This window comes from Rickettsia endosymbiont of Ixodes pacificus, from assembly GCF_000965155.1.
Taxonomy (GTDB): Bacteria; Pseudomonadota; Alphaproteobacteria; order Rickettsiales; family Rickettsiaceae; genus Rickettsia; species Rickettsia tamurae.
Window position 1 is genome coordinate 1 of sequence record NZ_LAOP01000003.1, and the last position, 16,235, is coordinate 16,235.

Genomic DNA, 16,235 nt, shown 5'->3' on the forward strand with positions numbered 1-16,235 from the left:
TGATGAAATGATTGGTAGAATATCCAGAAAACCCTAATTTGATACTTGCTATAGTACAAAATTATAGCTGATTCCACACAAAATACCCTGCAAAATATAAAATCACCTGAACAAGTTTCTGATCTACTCAAATCATACCCCAAATCTAATGTTGCAGATATTGACCAAGTTACCTCTAAAATTCCTAAAAAACCATAATACAGAACTTCTAACAGGCAATTTGCATTATCGTTTGAATAGCTAAATCTCGATTAACATAATATACTTCCTCACTAGGTTCTAACTTAATTGCTTGTACAAAATCTTTTAATGCTTCCTTATATCTTCCAAGATCATACAAAGCTAAACCACGATAGTGCAAAACCTTAGCATTACTCGCATTAAGTGCTATCGATATATCATACGACATCACAGCTTCCTCAAGCCTTCTCATGGTAGATAAAATATCACCTCGTCCACTATAAAAATCTGCATTCGTTGCATCTATTGCAATTGCTTTATTAAATGATTCTAATGCCTCCTTATATTTCCCAAGATCATCTAATAAATATCCTCGATAGTAATAAACATAACCATTATCCGGCATTAAATTTATTAACTTGCTGCATATAACAAGTCCCATATTTTGCTCCCGACATTGTGCGTGTTCTTGCAATAAGCTTTGAATTCCCTTACTAATCCCATCAACTATTCTTGGGTTAATATTGCTTTTTTGACTCTTCATGCCTTGCCTCCTACTTAAATCAAACTTCTCATTCTTATAATTTTATTACTTGTTAACTTATCTCACTTATTTTGATAGTTCTGTTTTGAATTGTTGCACATCTAATAATTTCTTTAATAAACACTTATTATCCTCCTTTTGTAGCTCTTTATATATTAATCTTACATACATTTGTGTCTCCTCTGCATGAAACTTCATATGCAAGATATAATTCTCTTTCTTACTACTTATCTCCGATAATTCCCTAATCTCCTGAAATAATTTCTTTACCTCTTCTCTGCTACTGCTAAATATTTCTGCAAATTCTTTACTAATCACATTGCTCCGGTGTAAATATTTTAGGGATATCAATACAACTACCAACTCTAAACTCATTAGTAAGGCTAGTATTATTTTGTATAACATTGTTCAATCTCTCTTTACCTTATTATTTGTATAAATCCTGTCTTTTGTTTTAGAGCGCTACTGCTAGCACTCCCAAGTAAATCCGGTATTGCTGGAGCAACAGGTGGCATTAAGAATGGGGCTGATGGTACTGGCGGATTTGATGGTATTAGATCAGGTAATGGAAACTGTGGCACTCCATCAGGTAGAGCATTACTTAAGCTAATTGTTTCAAATGCAGCTTCTTTCTTCCTACCTGATGAGGCTTTGCTTTTCGGTCTCTTGTCTCCTGCAAATACCTCTCCTGTAATCATTGATATTTTTATCAATGATACAGTAACCATTTGTTTGATCCTTGATTTGAACGATTTGTGACTAGAAAAATTAGTGCAATTCTTAGCAGTATTGCTTTGTACAGACGATACTACTTTGTTGCGGATATTATAAATATGTGTTAATGTCATTGTACTATAACCTCATCGTTTAGGTTTGGTAAGAAAAATAAACCGGTAAATACTCAAACTATTTTGCGATACTTTTTAGTATTTACTGGTTTTAATTTAAATAATATGAATCTATGTTCATATTCAAATCTAAAGAATATAATTCTTAGTGTCAAGTAAAATATTATCGATTTCGATAATATTTTTTATTAAAAAACTTGTAATGAAGGCATCCGAATAAAATATGGACGTAGCAAATAATATAAAAATTTTTCTTACAGAAAAGTTGCATCAATTCAAAATTAATAGAAAAGAATTTGCCGGATTAGTCGGAATTTCATATCATACTATTTGTCAGATTTTTCACAATCGTACTAACCCTAGTATTGTAACGATTATAAAAATAGCTAATTATTTTAATTGTTCTATTGATGAAATCATTGGTAGAAAAAATTATATATCACAAAATGAATATAGGACAATTGACGTGGTATTAGATAGTTGGAATATTTACCTCAAAGATTTTATCCAAAAAAAACTCAGTAATGATAATATAAATCCTTATAAATTTTCTGAGAATATTGGATTTGATCATGAGACTATTGTTAAATTTATAAATGATACTAGTCCTACTAGGACTTTAAATACAGCTATAATTATTGCAATATCTGATTATTTTAATATTTCTATGGATCAACTCATTGGTAGAACAAAATAAATGAGTATATGTCTATTTACTTATATACTCATTTATCCATATGAGTATTAACTCAGACATAGTAATATTATTTTGAACTGTCTTCAGTTTAAATTGTTTTAGTAGTGTATTAGGTAAGTTGACATTGAGTCTTACAATCTTGTCAGAAGTTACATCTTTGATTGCTTTTTCTTTATTAGTATTTAACCTATTACCAATCTTAATTTTTAATACCATTTAATAACTCTATTAACTCATTGATAATGTTATTAATTTCTGCTGACGCACTGTTCGGATGATTTGAGAATACAGTTAATCCATCACTTGCTGTACTAGGATATATTACTTTTTGTGTAGTATAAGAATTTAAAATAGGTAAATTATATTGTTGTAATGCATTTATTACTTCTTTACTTAATTTTGTATTCTTAATTGATCTGCTAATGATAAAAGCAGCTTTAGGTATACCATTAGTTACTTCTTGTCTTGCTTTTATTATATCAACTAGATCCTGTGTTGCCCAAATATCCCAAGGAGATGGTTGTACGGGAATTAATACGGGCTGTTGAAAAAATCAACAAGGTTGCAAATACTTTAATATTTTTTTATCTTTAATAGCAGTAGATAAAAAAACCAAAAAATAATTTTAAGTATCCGTTTAAAATTTTGTACTATCGCAATCATCAGTATTTGAATCTGTGTTTTCTGTACACTTCTAAATTTTGCTCCTCGTAAACCATGATTCTCCTTAGCTTCACCAAATAGACCTTCTATTTTCCACTTTCTCTCAATTAGTTTTTTCTTAAAATCAATTCTATTCTGTCTGACCTTTACCTCATCTATTTCATCCTGATAAGGATTACGATAAATAAATCGTCCTCTATTACTATAATTATCAGAAATACAACCTGATTTTAGAGAGCAATTTTTACAATGCCCTCCTGTAATACGATAACGTTTTATTTGTTTTTTATCTAATTTATCATACGGATAAAGATAATGTCCCTGTGGACACTTATATCTATCCTGTTCTCTATCATATTGAAATTCCCCCCTACTTATTTTTCCTTCACCAAGATTATCTACATGTAAAGGTATATAAGTTGTAATTCCAAGTAATTTAAAATATCCATAGGTTGGACCTCTACCATAACCTTTGTCTGCTATCCATTCTTTTACTCTAAAAGAAAAATTATTTAATATATTCCAAACTCTACTTGGAAGTACAATACACTCATGTTGTGATCCTGTACTTACATAACAATCTATTATAATACGTGAATCTGAATCAATTGAGTAGTGGGTCTTATAACATAGCTTTTTATAACCATTAGTTCTTGATACAAGACTACAATCAGGATCTGTCCTACTGACATGAGTTTGATTAGATATTTTCCTTACTTTTTTCCCTTCTCGGAAATCATGATAACGACGTTCATATTTTTTTAATTCTCTCTTTTGTGAATCACCTTGATCTTTTCTTAATATTAGGCTATTCATAGAGGCATTAGATTCAACTAAAGAGGCATCTGAAATAATTGTTTCTCCTTTTATAATATCTAGTTCATACCATTGCTTAATCAAGCTTATAAATATTTCTTGAAATAGTTCTACCCCAAATCTATCTCTTATCCTACTTAATGATGAATGATCCGGTACTTTATCCTCTAAACTTAAACCACAAAACCACCTATATGCTATATTTAACTGAATTTCTTTACATAATCGTCTATTTGACTTTATACCATATAAGTAACTTATTATTTGCATCCTAAAAAATAATACAGGATCAATTGATGGACGTCCGTAATTAGCACAATAACGATTCTTAGTTATTTCATAGATAAAAGAAAACTCTAATTCTTTAGCTTCATGAATCCTCACTAATAAATGATCATTAGGTATCATGTGCCTTAAGCTAAGGCTATTACATCTCACACTTTGATCAAGCTTATAACCCTGCATCTTTACACCTTCATTTAAGCATAAAAATACAGCTTATTCCTTAGATTAACTCTTTTCTACTTCTTTTTATAACTTTTTCAACAGCCCGTGTAGAGTTTTACAAATTATTGGCAAGCATATTTTTAGCTACTTCATACTTTCCTTCGTTTCTACCAATCTGTAAACCTTTAGCTTCCCCAATCTGCATGCCTCGAGCCTCCCCAATCTGCATGCCTTGGACCATACCTTTTTGCATTCCCTCATCAATATATTTATCAGCAATAGTTCTCCCTCTTGATCTTCCTTTTTTAAGTGCTTAGCTATGATTTTAGCTAGTTCTACTTGTTTATCTTCAGATACCTTAGCATCACATAACCACTTAATGTAAATGTAGCCATTTTCCTTATCTACTTCAATACTACTTTCAAACTTCTCAAGTAGACTTTGCCATAGATTTAAGATATCACGAGCTTTGATATGTTTAAGCATATACTCCATCATACCAAGATGCTTCTTTTGCTCTATCTCATTATCACTTTGTTTTTGCAAATCAACAAGTAAATACTCGTCACCCATTATTTCCTTAGCAGTTTTGCTATCTTCAAATAACTCCCAAAAGCTCCTTGGAGCATTATAAGGCTTATCATTTGCATATACCACTATAGGACATATTAGAGGAAGCTTGTTATCTTTTTCTTCTGTGCTATTACTTTTATTTTTATTGGCGTCCTTATGCCTTTCGCATAATAAAAGCATATATTGCCAAAGTCTAAAAGCAATCCAGTAATCACTACTAGACTGATGCTCGATCAGAACGTAAACGTAAGCTTTGTCATTATTAGCACTTTCAGTAGTACTATCTTTAATATTATTCTTTTTTACAGAAACAGAGTACACGACATCACTAAGTCTTTTGCGTAAATCCTCAGTAACAAAACTTTCTTTCTCTATTTTAACACTATTTAGATTAATCTTGTCCTTAAACGACGCTGGCAAATAATGCTCTAAAAACTCACGAGCAGCTACAGGCTCACTCATGACCTTTTTAAATAGTTCATCATGTCTTGGACGCTCTGAAGTGTTGCTAGCATCGCTGTCTGTACTTACATCAGTTTGCTGTTGCCTCTGATTAAGCTCTTTGTTAGTCATGCTTGCAAATCCTTAAAATCTCATAGTCAGATTAAAAAAGTTTAATATTACATAACTGATTAATGATCGTTCTAAATCAGATATGGCGCTTGCGTTAATCTACCTTGTTTTAAATCTTCCAAGTCAAACTGATATGATTCTACTATATGCATTCGCCCTTGATTAGACAAATCATCTAATTGTTTTTTAATTGCACTTAATACATCTTGAATTTTGCTATAATCGTTACTATTTATTGATTTGATATGAGTAAAAGATACAAAATTTTTCATCAAAGAATTATCTTGTATTAATTGAAATGTGATATCATGAGGTAACCCATATTCTAATACACTTCGATCCCATTGAAAAGCTTCAATGTTACGAGGACCGTAAATAGAGGATATCTTCATCCCTTCAATCAATCCATAAACATGCACTCTTGTTTTTTCGTAATCCCAATCTAAACGGCTTTGTTCGGAAGGGTAATAAAAAAGGAATGGTAGTATGTAGAGAATACCATATAATATTCTGGAATAGATAAGTTATAAATTAAAAATGCCATACAAAGAAAGAACAAAAACAGGTTTGCCAAGAAAAATAGATAAGCCGAGATATAAAATAACCAATTGGTCACAATATAACGATAGTTTAAGAAAAAGAGGGATGGTCAGCCTGTATTTTCCTGAAGGTGATTTAGAGTCTTTGTTTATTAATACCCAACCTTACGTAGAGGGAGAATCTGGGAGGACAACGACATACCAAGTACCATATATACAACTAATTTATACATTATATCGTTTATTTGGTTTCGGGCAGCGTCAAATAACAGGTTACTTTGAGGATCTATGGCGGGGCAAGGGTCTTGAGATTCCAGTACCAAGTTTTGATCATCTATGTGATTTATTTTCACAGATACCATTAGAGGTCAAACAGTTTTGCAATAAACTTGCTGTGCGTATCAAGAATAAATATCATCACAAAAACATGAAGCAATTGTTATTACCAATATTATAAATTTATGGAATTCATTCGGTAAATGTGTCACAGTCAAAATAGGATAATTACGTCTAAAAAAGACCAACAGATACCCTTCCGAACAAAGCCATATCAAACAGGGAAAAGATAATAAGCTTCCTCTAATATGTCCTATAGTAGTATATGCAAATGATCAGCCGTATACTGCTCCGAGAAGCTTTTGGGAATTATTTGAAGATAGCAAGACTGCTAAAGATTTGATGGGTGATGAGTATTTACTTGTAGACTTACAAAAACAAAGTGATGATGAGATAGAGAAAAAGCAGCATCTTGGTATGATGGAGTATATGCTTAAACATATCAAAGCTCGTGATATCTTAAATCTCTGGCAAAGTCTATTTGAGAAGTTTGAAAGCAGTATTGAAATAGATAAGGAAAATGGCTACATTTACATTAAATGGTTATTGTGGTATAGTGATGCTAAGGTGTCTGAAGATAAACAAGTAGAGCTAGCTAGGATCATACCAAGCACTTAAAAAAAGAAGATCAAGAGGGACTTATGAGAACTATTGCTGATAAATATATTGATGAGGGCGTACAAAAAGGTATGGTCCAAGGCATGCAGATTGGTAGAAATGAAGGCATGCAGATTGGGGAAGCTAAAGGCTTACAGATTGGTAGAAATGAGGGGAAATATGAAGTAGCCAAAAATATGTATAATGCTGGTTCTGATATCTCTTTTATATCTAAAGTTACTGGGCTTTCTATCTCTGAACTCAACAACCTTCTTAAATCTAAATCCTAACTATTCTTTTTGGAAAGTAGTAGATTCTACTACTTTCCATCTATATCTTTACTTAATTTTTTGTTCTAGTTTCTAGCCTGCGATACTTGCTTCTTTTGCTCAAGTAAACTTTTAACTCTTCTATTTAATTCTTCCCTTCTTTTTTTGTAACAAATCCTATTGTCTTGATTTAGTGCCTCGTCTGTTATAGCACTGCTTGCGTTTGCATTTAAAATAGATTCTTGATTACTGTAGTTTCCGTTTAGGTGTTTCTGGAAGTTCTGATACTGTGATTTCATTTTTTGAAAATTTGAGAAGTTAGTGGATTTGATTTTACTCTATCTTAAATATTGTTTTTGGTCAAAAGCTATTGTAATGAACAAAGAAAATATATTTGTGCATAATTGGATTGCATGTGCAGTATGACTAAAAACATGTGTTTTACGACATATTAACTATCATCTATTTACAAATACCAAAAAATTAGCTATTTATATACGACAAACAATGTCGTATTGCTTTGCTGTGCGATAATTAACTAAAAGGGGTTTTCCGTACATGCTAGTTGGATATATGAGAGTTTCTAGTGAAAATGAACACCAAGTGTTCGATCTTCAATATGATGCACTTATTAAAGAAGGCGTCGATCCAAGACATATTTTTCAAGATAAGGTAAGCGGAGCAAAAGATAATAGAAAAGGATTACAAGAAGCTCTTGATTATTTACAAGATGGCGATTGTCTCATTGTATGGAAGTTAGATAGACTCGGGCGATCATTGTCTCATCTTATTACGCTTATTGATGGCTTTAAACAGAAAAATATTGGCTTTAAATCCATAACCGAACAAATGGACACAACAACCCCTCACGGTGAGTTTTTATTCAGTGTTTTTGGAGCTCTTGCTCAATATGAACGAGCACTTACAAAAGAAAGAATTATGGCAGGTTTAAAATCTGCTAAGCAACGGGGAAAAACAGGAGGAAGACCCCGAGTTATCTCACCTGAAAAAATGCAAGCAATTAGTGAGGCACTGAAATCCGGCACAAGCAAAGCTGCAATATGCCGGACATTCAATGTTAAAAGGACTACTCTCTATGATAATCTAGAGCAGATGTGTCGTTGTCTGTAAGATTAAATCTTCGGGCTGTTGAAAAAGTTATAAAAAGAAGTAGAAAAGAGTTAATCTAAGGAATAAGCTGTATTTTTATGCTTAAATGAAGGTGTAAAGATGCAGGGTTATAAGCTTGATCAAAGTGTGAGATGTAATAGCCTTAGCTTAAGGCACATGATACCTAATGATCATTTATTAGTGAGGATTCATGAAGCTAAAGAATTAGAGTTTTCTTTTATCTATGAAATAACTAAGAATCGTTATTGTGCTAATTACGGACGTCCATCAATTGATCCTGTATTATTTTTTAGGATGCAAATAATAAGTTACTTATATGGTATAAAGTCAAATAGACGATTATGTAAAGAAATTCAGTTAAATATAGCATATAGGTGGTTTTGTGGTTTAAGTTTAGAGGATAAAGTACCGGATCATTCATCATTAAGTAGGATAAGAGATAGATTTGGGGTAGAACTATTTCAAGAAATATTTATAAGCTTGATTAAGCAATGGTATGAACTAGATATTATAAAAGGAGAAACAATTATTTCAGATGCCTCTTTAGTTGAATCTAATGCCTCTATGAATAGCCTAATATTAAGAAAAGATCAAGGTGATTCACAAAAGAGAGAATTAAAAAAATATGAACGTCGTTATCATGATTTCCGAGAAGGGAAAAAAGTAAGGAAAATATCTAATCAAACTCATGTCAGTAGGACAGATCCTGATTGTAGTCTTGTATCAAGAACTAATGGTTATAAAAAGCTATGTTATAAGACCCACTACTCAATTGATTCAGATTCACGTATTATAATAGATTGTTATGTAAGTACAGGATCACAACATGAGTGTATTGTACTTCCAAGTAGAGTTTGGAATATATTAAATAATTTTTCTTTTAGAGTAAAAGAATGGATAGCAGACAAAGGTTATGGTAGAGGTCCAACCTATGGATATTTTAAATTACTTGGAATTACAACTTATATACCTTTACATGTAGATAATCTTGGTGAAGGAAAAATAAGTAGGGGGGAATTTCAATATGATAGAGAACAGGATAGATATAAGTGTCCACAGGGACATTATCTTTATCCGTATGATAAATTAGATAAAAAACAAATAAAACGTTATCGTATTACAGGAGGGCATTGTAAAAATTGCTCTCTAAAATCAGGTTGTATTTCTGATAATTATAGTAATAGAGGACGATTTATTTATCGTAATCCTTATCAGGATGAAATAGATGAGGTAAAGGTCAGACAGAATAGAATTGATTTTAAGAAAAAACTAATTGAGAGAAAGTGGAAAATAGAAGGTCTATTTGGTGAAGCTAAGGAGAATCATGGTTTACGAGGAGCAAAATTTAGAAGTGTACAGAAAACACAGATTCAAATACTGATGATTGCGATAGTACAAAATTTTAAACGGATACTTAAAATTATTTTTTGGTTTTTTTATCTACTGCTATTAAAGATAAAAAAATATTAAAGTATTTGCAACCTTGTTGATTTTTTCAACAGCCCGTGTAGAGTTTTACAAATTAATCGAGTCGGTTGGGTGCAGAATTTTATTCTTACCTACATATAGCCCAGACTTAAATCCTATAGAACATTATTGGTTTAAGATTAAGAACGAAATAAGAAAAGTTACGGGGCAATTCAAAGATATCAGTATGGCTGTAGAACACGTACTAAAGTTTATTTAACTGTACCTATTTACTATGGTCTAGCTATATTTCCCTAATGGTTATTCCCCGAGCATATAAGGATATTACTTTATCATCAAATCCTTCAAGCTGAACCTGAAATCCTTTTGTACCATTATCAGGTTTAATAACACTAAGCAAACATCCTCTAGTATGGCGATAAAACCATTATTGCAAATTTCCCTGATAACCGCGATCAGCTAAGATCTTGATAAGTCTTGGGAACTTCTCCTTTAACCCAAATAATAATATCTTAGCACAATTACTATCATGAGGAGTAGCACTATGTACATCAATATTAATAGGATAACCTAAAGTATCTACAACTATATGACGTTTTCTCCCTGTTACCTTTTTCCCTCCATCATATCCTTTCTCTTCATTTTTTAAAAGAACGTGTCCTTCGCTTTGACTATCGATGATTCCTATACTAGGACTTGATTCTTTGCCTAATTGAAGTCTTACTTATACTTCTTGCACTATTCATCAAATCCTCAATTACTCCTCTATGTTTTAACCTATTAAAGTAATTAAATACTCATTTCCATGGACCAAAATCTTTAGGCAAATCTCTCCAAAAACAGCCGTTCTTGGTTATATAAAATATCCCATTCCATAATAGCCTTGCGCATCCTTAGGGGGCGGACGACCTTGCTTCCCTTTTCTTTTATTGATTATTTCTTCTATTAATCCCCACTCTTCATCGCTCATGTCGCTTGTGTATCCTAGCATCTTCTCCCTTTTGGATGCTAACATACTACCTATCTTTTCTAATTACAATATTTTACGTGACTGGTTCTAAGTCAAAGGGGTTGTAACCCTTTGACTTAAGAATTAGGACTTGAGAAGCTGGTTGATTTCAGAAATAGAAAGTCCTGTAACTTTAGAGATAAAAGAAATATCAGAACCAGCAGAAAGCATATTTTTAGCTACTTCATATTTTCCTTTCGCTTCGCCAATCTGCATGCCTCGAGCTTCGCCAATCTGCATGCCTCGAGCTTCGCCAATCTGCATGCCTTGTTGTACACCTTCTTCTTTCCAATGCTGAGCTAAGCTAGTCATAAGTTTTTCTCCTTGTTCGGTATTAAGACGAGACTTTAATATTTTTTCTAGTTCTATTTTATCAGATTTGTTAATTTTAATCAATGTATAGGTTAATATCAGTTCTAGGTAATCAATACCGATATTGAGTTTAGCGAATTCAGGTAAGAGGTCAGCTACCTCATACCATCTTTTAAGTAGATCTCTCTCATGAATATGCTTCATGAAGAATTGCAATATTCCTGACCAAGCTTTTTTCTTTAATTCCTCATCAGGGATGTCATGAATATTAATCACCTGATGGTCCTTAGTCCAAATATCTTGCACCAGCTGTTTATTTTTAAATAGTTCCCAAATATTCTTTGGAGCATTGTATTTCTTTTTGCCGTTGTAAAATATTAACGGATATACGAAAGGCAGATACTTAGATTTAGGATGAAGAGTTAAATGCCTTGATGCAATATCAGTCATATATTTAAATAGCCTAAAAGCCATGAAGTGATCAGGAGTACTTTGATGCTCTAAAAGAATCCAAAAATATCCAGTATCATCATTAAACTTAGCTGAGAATAGAATATCGGATATAGAGTGTCTAAGGTCTGCTTCAACAAAGCTTTCTTTTTCCATTTTAAGAGTATGAGGCAAGAACATAGCCTGAATCTCTTTTGGAAGATGCATTTCAAAGAACTCTTTAGCTACTATTGGATTCTCTAGAGCCTTACGAATGAGTGCATCATGCCTTGGACGCTCAGAAGCACCGCTATTTTCTAAGTCTTTTTGCTGTTGTTGATTATTATGCTCTTCATTAGTCATACTTGCAAATCCTTATAACCTCATAATCATCGTATGCTCTAGCTCCCTTTCTAAGCGGAGTTCTTTAACTTCTGCTTTGACCTTAGCAAAGGTTGATGCTACATGCTTCTCATCTACAAAGCCTGGGATATTATTCTGCATCTCATGCTTCATGTATTTAAGTGGGCATGAATATTTCTTAGTGCCTACCATCACATGCTCATCATCTAATAGCTGCTTTATATTCTCATTGTGATGATCCATATAATGCTTCTCACATGTTTTACTTAAATTCTTAAGCACATTATGACTATCAGAAGAGTTAAATTGATTTAGTATCTCGTAATCCTTTAATATACCATGTTTTTGGGCATATACTACCATATTATGCATATTACTAATTAACTTATCTTGCTCTATAGTCTTAGCATTTGATATCGCAGATAATAAACTACTATCATATTGCTCTGCGTATTTAAGATTCCCATCAAGAGACTTAAAGAATTCATGTTCACGGCTAATTGCAGTTAACATTTCATCGATTGTCTTAGCGTGAGCTTTGTCTTGCTGAATCATCTGATACTGAGTCTCTAACTGATAACTCTCTAAACTTCTATCAAAATGCTTATATGTCTCTTCTAGATTTTTACTATTCTTAAGCTGTACTAATATGTCTTGCGTGCTGAAGACTCCATGCTGCTCTACTGCTGCTATATCTTTTAATTTAGGTAAAAGTTCTTGTTCCTTGTGTTCAAGAGCTTGCTGTGCTAAGTCCTGGAATTCATAATTAAATGTTCTATATTTGATGTTGCCATTTAGTGCTACAAAAAATTTCTGATCTTTTTCTAAGGCTACAAACACCTCAGATGCTATCTCATGCTTAATTTGCTCCGTATGTGATATTAATGTCTTGCTTTCTGCTTCTCTTGCAATATCCGCTAATCTTGTCTGTTCACGACGTTTTTGATAATCAGAATAAACCCCTACCACCTTAAATCCTTCCTTCTTGTACTGCCGTACTATCTCTCTCATTACAAAAGTCTCACCAGCTCCAGGATTACCTTCAAGTATGCTGATATCTGAGCCGTTGCAGACAGACAAGATTGCGTCAATCTGCTCACTACTGAACACGTGGTTCTTACTGCCAAATACATTAAGCTTTAAGCCTAAACTACCTCCTATTTTATCGTTAAATTTATTTTGTAGGTTTGCTCCTACTACATTTACCAAATCGCCTATTTGTTCTTTGAGACTATTTCTTTCTAAACTCTCAGCGTTAATATTAAGATTATGCTCTTCCTTAGCATTTAACTCTTCTATAGCAGATATATAACGACGCTCTAAATTTACTCTAGATTTTAAGGAGTATAGCGTTCTTCCCATCAAATCTTTTTGATCCATCAGCTCTATCTTGTCAGATACCAATAGCTGATTATAGAGTCTTAAGAACTCTTCTCCATATTCTTTGTTCAGATGCTCGATAGCTGGGTTGTTAGCTCTACTATCTGCTTGGTCGTTAGCCGTATTTGCTACTGAATTATTCTCTATATTTTGTGACGCATTTTCACTACTACCGCACTCCTGAACGAGTCTCTTACCAAACTCTCTAATAGCTTCTTGTTCCTTAGCAATATCACTACCTTTCGATACTAGATGCACCATCAAAGCATCTGATAATGCTATAGCTATATCTTCTTTAGTAAACACTGGCTTCGTATATGAAATACGACCAAATACTATCTCTGGATTCTCATATATCTTCTGTGCATTCTCAGCTATTATTTCTTTGTTTTTTTCTTCTAACTCCGTGCCTTGCATATGATTAGTTACTCCTCTATGCTTGGTCGGCTCTTGATCTATACCAAGTGCTTTATATGACTTACTACTGACTCTAAATGGTAAACCTACTTCCTCATACAGCTTATTAGTTGCTATCTCACATTCTTCTCTTAGAAAATATAAGACTCTTGGACTTTCTAACTCTCTATCTTTTACCTTTCCAATTACTACTTCCCCATTCTCTAAACGCCCTAACCTTCTTGTTAAATACTGTATATGCACATGTGGATTATCAGGATTGTCATAGTGAATATTAACGTCACATACTATGCCTCGTGATACTATCCATTTTTGAACATATTCCTCAACTAATCTAATATTATCTTCCTTATTTACTTCTTTAGGCAATGCAAATTCTATCTCAGCACCAGGCCTTGAATCAGCTCTTCTCTCTCTTGCTTCAGCTGCATTCCATAATAACTCTCTATCTTTTAACCATGCTATATCCTGAAATTCTTTAGATACAAATATCTTACTATATACTACTCCTTGTTTTTTGCTAAAATCATAAGTAATACTAATAGCTTCTCCACTTTCTTTATCTATAGTTTTATACACACTGAGCGCATAGCGTTTTGTGCCAACAAAACGCGAAAGTGCATTAAGGGGGCTTGCTGCCCCCCTTAAAAGAACCCCGCAATATCTGTAAAAGAAATATGTATGATGCTTTATTATCATTGACTATTGATTATTATTGCCGGTATACTAGTTTAGTATCAAACACTTGAGATTAGAGTGAATTTAACCAGTAAACCAAAATCAGACAACACCAAAACTGATTAAATCTATTGTAAAAAAACTATGGTATACTCGTATGCAATATCAAAAAGCTACCACCTTTGATCGTAAAGCAGATAGCAGAAAAAAGATTATGCTTGGGGGTTATTTGTCAAAGCAGGTCTTGATTATCTGCACCCAAATAATGCCCATATTCTCTACGGAATGCTACTCGATTGTAAAGAGCAATTAATACTTAATCCTAAAATTATTGATAAATGGAAAATCAAAGGACAATCACTCCTTATAAAATAATTATTAACTATAATTATCAGGTTCTTATATGCAGAAATTCTTCATAATACTTGGATTACTCATAACCACCATTGGACTTATCTATCCTCTCATCCCTTATCTTAAACTTGGACGTCTACCAGGTGACTTTTTCTTTCAAAAAGGTAACTTCTCTTTTTTCTGCCCTCTAACCTCTTGCCTGCTCTTTAGTATCTTCATCTCTTTGCTCCTATTCCTATTCGATAAATATTTCTAATCCTTAACTCTAAACATTATTGCTCTAATAAAAAGAGTAATAAATAACCTTGAAACTAAAAAATCTTATTATTATATTTATAATTTGAATCATAAACATATATTCAACAATTTTTACCTATGATTGATTACACTACTACTACACATACTACTTCTAAAACTCATGATGAAGGTCTGAGACAATTTATGTTAAAGGTTTATAACCTTATGGCTGTAGCTCTGCTATTAACTGGTAGTACTGCTATTATCACAATTTCTTGGACACCACTTGTAAACTTAATGTTTAATACTACTTTTGGCTCTATTGTTGCTTTTGCCCCTTTAACTATTGCTCATATTTCTTCTTTGGCTTCTCTAAATTATCTATTCAATCGGCACAAATCTTATTCTGGATATACGCAGTTCTAGTAGGCATGTCTTTATCTTACCTATTTCTTATCTATACTACCATATCTATTGCTAGAACTTTCTTTATCTGTGCTGCTGTCTTTGGTATGATGAGCTTATATGGATATAACACTAATAAGGATCTTACTTCTTGGGGTTCTTTCTTTTTAATGGGACTTGTCGGTTTACTGCTTACTTCACTTATTAATCTTTTCTTACAAAGTCCTGCTGTATATTTTGCTTCTTCTTTTCTAGGAGTAATCATCTTTATTGGACTAATAGTCTGGGATACTCAAAAATTAAATCTTTCTACTTCACTAATACTGACAATCATTTAGCACAAAAAATGTCTATTGTAGCTGCTTTTAACTTATATCTAGACTTTATTAACCTATTTCTACACCTTATTAGATTCCTCGGAGGATATAAACGTCAGCAATAATTACTTGAATTTTTCTATTCTAAAACTATATCTAAAGATATATAATTATGTTACGATTCTATAGATTCTATAAATTAACCTTATATAGTCAAATTGAAGTAAAAGAAGATAATTATGTTATACAACAATATTAAATTATATTTAATAACTTGCATTACTGTCATTTTATTGGTCAATCCAGCAATTGCGGCTGAGGATAAAAAAACATCAAATAATAATCATTATACTATTTATTTACGTCATCCATTAGATTTTATTAATCGTCCTTTCTCTGCCTTTGATTATTACTGGAATAGTATATTTGATGATAGATTATCTATCTATGACTCAAGTGCTATAAAAAGTAAATTCATTCCTCAAGACAAACAATATATCCTAGTCCTAGAAGTACCAGGCTATGATAAAAGTCACATTAAACTTAAAGTAAATAATCATAAGCTTTTTATTGAAGGTAACATTGACGATACTAAAGCAAATAGTGCTACTGATCATTTAAATAAAAACTTTAATTATGTTATGTCCTATATGATGATATTGATCAAAAGTCTATTTCTTCTAAGCTAAAAAA

Annotated in this window: 17 protein-coding genes and 4 pseudogenes; 10 read left to right on the forward strand and 11 right to left on the reverse strand. The window is 32.3% G+C overall.

What is annotated here, in order from left to right; all coding sequences use genetic code 11:
- Nucleotides 1–208: 208 nt before the first annotated feature.
- The 3 genes from REIP_RS07945 to REIP_RS11335 all read right to left on the reverse strand — a co-directional run bounded on the left by REIP_RS07945 (nt 209) and on the right by REIP_RS11335 (nt 1,572).
- A complete protein-coding gene (locus REIP_RS07945) occupies nt 209–724 on the reverse strand; it encodes a tetratricopeptide repeat protein (RefSeq protein ID WP_052691128.1) in 516 nt (171 codons plus the stop codon).
- Between the two features lie 66 nt (nt 725–790).
- On the reverse strand, nt 791–1,042 hold the full coding sequence (locus tag REIP_RS07950; RefSeq protein ID WP_156147506.1) for a hypothetical protein: 252 nt from the start codon (nt 1,040–1,042) through the stop codon (nt 791–793).
- A 101-nt stretch (nt 1,043–1,143) separates the two neighbouring features.
- Entirely contained in the window at nt 1,144–1,572 is a 429-nt protein-coding gene (locus REIP_RS11335) for a hypothetical protein (RefSeq protein ID WP_156147507.1), read from the reverse strand.
- Between the two features lie 223 nt (nt 1,573–1,795).
- Between REIP_RS11335 and REIP_RS12940 the strand changes: the two genes are divergently transcribed.
- Nucleotides 1,796–2,269: a helix-turn-helix transcriptional regulator gene (locus REIP_RS12940; RefSeq protein WP_082068334.1), complete on the forward strand. Its 474-nt coding sequence runs from the start codon at nt 1,796–1,798 to the stop codon at nt 2,267–2,269.
- Nucleotides 2,270–2,842: 573 nt separating this feature from the next.
- On the opposite strand, the gene REIP_RS07970 is transcribed toward REIP_RS12940, so the two are convergent.
- The 3 genes and pseudogenes from REIP_RS07970 to REIP_RS07980 all read right to left on the reverse strand — a co-directional run bounded on the left by REIP_RS07970 (nt 2,843) and on the right by REIP_RS07980 (nt 5,760).
- Nucleotides 2,843–4,156, reverse strand: a complete 1,314-nt coding sequence (locus REIP_RS07970; protein WP_172686766.1) for a transposase — start codon at nt 4,154–4,156, stop codon at nt 2,843–2,845.
- 154 nt (nt 4,157–4,310) lie between these two features.
- A pseudogene (locus REIP_RS07975) lies at nt 4,311–5,341 on the reverse strand (Rpn family recombination-promoting nuclease/putative transposase).
- A 71-nt stretch (nt 5,342–5,412) separates the two neighbouring features.
- A complete protein-coding gene (locus tag REIP_RS07980) occupies nt 5,413–5,760 on the reverse strand; it encodes a hypothetical protein (RefSeq protein WP_156147503.1) in 348 nt (115 codons plus the stop codon).
- 118 nt (nt 5,761–5,878) lie between these two features.
- On the opposite strand from REIP_RS07980, the gene REIP_RS07985 reads away from it, so the two are divergent.
- From REIP_RS07985 to REIP_RS10265, 5 genes and pseudogenes are all read left to right on the forward strand, one after another.
- Complete coding sequence (locus REIP_RS07985) at nt 5,879–6,337, forward strand: transposase (RefSeq protein ID WP_082068335.1); 459 nt, start codon at nt 5,879–5,881, stop codon at nt 6,335–6,337.
- Between the two features lie 95 nt (nt 6,338–6,432).
- Nucleotides 6,433–7,103: pseudogene (locus REIP_RS10260) on the forward strand (Rpn family recombination-promoting nuclease/putative transposase); the annotation flags it as partial.
- 537 nt (nt 7,104–7,640) lie between these two features.
- Nucleotides 7,641–8,213 carry a recombinase family protein gene (locus tag REIP_RS08005; protein WP_082068326.1) on the forward strand — a complete coding sequence of 191 codons (573 nt, stop codon included), beginning with the start codon at nt 7,641–7,643 and terminating at the stop codon, nt 8,211–8,213.
- Nucleotides 8,214–8,369: 156 nt separating this feature from the next.
- Nucleotides 8,370–9,683: a transposase gene (locus REIP_RS08010; RefSeq protein WP_172686766.1), complete on the forward strand. Its 1,314-nt coding sequence runs from the start codon at nt 8,370–8,372 to the stop codon at nt 9,681–9,683.
- Nucleotides 9,684–9,735: 52 nt separating this feature from the next.
- Nucleotides 9,736–9,900, forward strand: a pseudogene (locus REIP_RS10265) (transposase); the annotation flags it as partial.
- A gap of 168 nt (nt 9,901–10,068) precedes the next feature.
- Here the strand turns inward: REIP_RS10265 and REIP_RS13805 are convergent.
- The 5 genes from REIP_RS13805 to REIP_RS12945 form a co-directional block, all read right to left on the reverse strand.
- Nucleotides 10,069–10,329, reverse strand: coding sequence for a transposase (locus REIP_RS13805; protein WP_082068331.1), 261 nt, complete (start codon nt 10,327–10,329; stop codon nt 10,069–10,071).
- Between the two features lie 109 nt (nt 10,330–10,438).
- Complete coding sequence (locus tag REIP_RS13810; RefSeq protein ID WP_082068332.1) at nt 10,439–10,507, reverse strand: transposase; 69 nt, start codon at nt 10,505–10,507, stop codon at nt 10,439–10,441.
- Nucleotides 10,495–10,632: a hypothetical protein gene (locus REIP_RS11350; protein WP_156147504.1), complete on the reverse strand. Its 138-nt coding sequence runs from the start codon at nt 10,630–10,632 to the stop codon at nt 10,495–10,497. Before REIP_RS11350 ends, REIP_RS13810 begins: the two co-directional genes overlap by 13 nt.
- Before the next feature lie 102 nt (nt 10,633–10,734).
- On the reverse strand, nt 10,735–11,754 hold the full coding sequence (locus REIP_RS08015) for an Rpn family recombination-promoting nuclease/putative transposase (protein WP_045804411.1): 1,020 nt from the start codon (nt 11,752–11,754) through the stop codon (nt 10,735–10,737).
- Between the two features lie 12 nt (nt 11,755–11,766).
- Nucleotides 11,767–14,130 (reverse strand): MobA/MobL family protein, encoded by a 2,364-nt coding sequence (locus REIP_RS12945; protein ID WP_082068327.1) that lies wholly within the window; start codon nt 14,128–14,130, stop codon nt 11,767–11,769.
- 372 nt (nt 14,131–14,502) lie between these two features.
- Here REIP_RS12945 and REIP_RS12950 point away from each other — a divergent pair, with 372 nt between their 5' ends.
- The 4 genes and pseudogenes from REIP_RS12950 (at nt 14,503) to REIP_RS08035 (ending at nt 16,231) form a co-directional block, all read left to right on the forward strand.
- On the forward strand, nt 14,503–14,604 hold the full coding sequence (locus REIP_RS12950) for a conjugal transfer protein (protein WP_231569356.1): 102 nt from the start codon (nt 14,503–14,505) through the stop codon (nt 14,602–14,604).
- Nucleotides 14,605–14,632: 28 nt separating this feature from the next.
- Complete coding sequence (locus tag REIP_RS10290; protein WP_082068328.1) at nt 14,633–14,839, forward strand: DUF2905 domain-containing protein; 207 nt, start codon at nt 14,633–14,635, stop codon at nt 14,837–14,839.
- Nucleotides 14,840–14,958: 119 nt separating this feature from the next.
- Nucleotides 14,959–15,667: pseudogene (locus tag REIP_RS08030) on the forward strand (Bax inhibitor-1/YccA family protein).
- A 114-nt stretch (nt 15,668–15,781) separates the two neighbouring features.
- On the forward strand, nt 15,782–16,231 hold the full coding sequence (locus REIP_RS08035) for an Hsp20/alpha crystallin family protein (protein ID WP_231569355.1): 450 nt from the start codon (nt 15,782–15,784) through the stop codon (nt 16,229–16,231).
- Nucleotides 16,232–16,235 lie beyond the last annotated feature (4 nt).

What these genes read in the sequence shown, in the direction of transcription:
- REIP_RS07945 (WP_052691128.1), bottom strand. Translation starts at nt 724, where the DNA reads ATGAAGAGTCAAAAAAGCAATATTAACCCAAGAATAGTTGATGGGATT.
- REIP_RS11335 (WP_156147507.1), bottom strand. Translation starts at nt 1,572, where the DNA reads ATGACATTAACACATATTTATAATATCCGCAACAAAGTAGTATCGTCT.
- REIP_RS12940 (WP_082068334.1), top strand. Translation starts at nt 1,796, where the DNA reads ATGGACGTAGCAAATAATATAAAAATTTTTCTTACAGAAAAGTTGCAT.
- REIP_RS07970 (WP_172686766.1), bottom strand. Translation starts at nt 4,156, where the DNA reads ATGATACCTAATGATCATTTATTAGTGAGGATTCATGAAGCTAAAGAA.
- REIP_RS07985 (WP_082068335.1), top strand. Translation starts at nt 5,879, where the DNA reads ATGCCATACAAAGAAAGAACAAAAACAGGTTTGCCAAGAAAAATAGAT.
- REIP_RS08005 (WP_082068326.1), top strand. Translation starts at nt 7,641, where the DNA reads ATGCTAGTTGGATATATGAGAGTTTCTAGTGAAAATGAACACCAAGTG.
- REIP_RS08010 (WP_172686766.1), top strand. Translation starts at nt 8,370, where the DNA reads ATGATACCTAATGATCATTTATTAGTGAGGATTCATGAAGCTAAAGAA.
- REIP_RS11350 (WP_156147504.1), bottom strand. Translation starts at nt 10,632, where the DNA reads ATGCTAGGATACACAAGCGACATGAGCGATGAAGAGTGGGGATTAATA.
- REIP_RS08015 (WP_045804411.1), bottom strand. Translation starts at nt 11,754, where the DNA reads ATGACTAATGAAGAGCATAATAATCAACAACAGCAAAAAGACTTAGAA.
- REIP_RS10290 (WP_082068328.1), top strand. Translation starts at nt 14,633, where the DNA reads ATGCAGAAATTCTTCATAATACTTGGATTACTCATAACCACCATTGGA.
- REIP_RS08035 (WP_231569355.1), top strand. Translation starts at nt 15,782, where the DNA reads ATGTTATACAACAATATTAAATTATATTTAATAACTTGCATTACTGTC.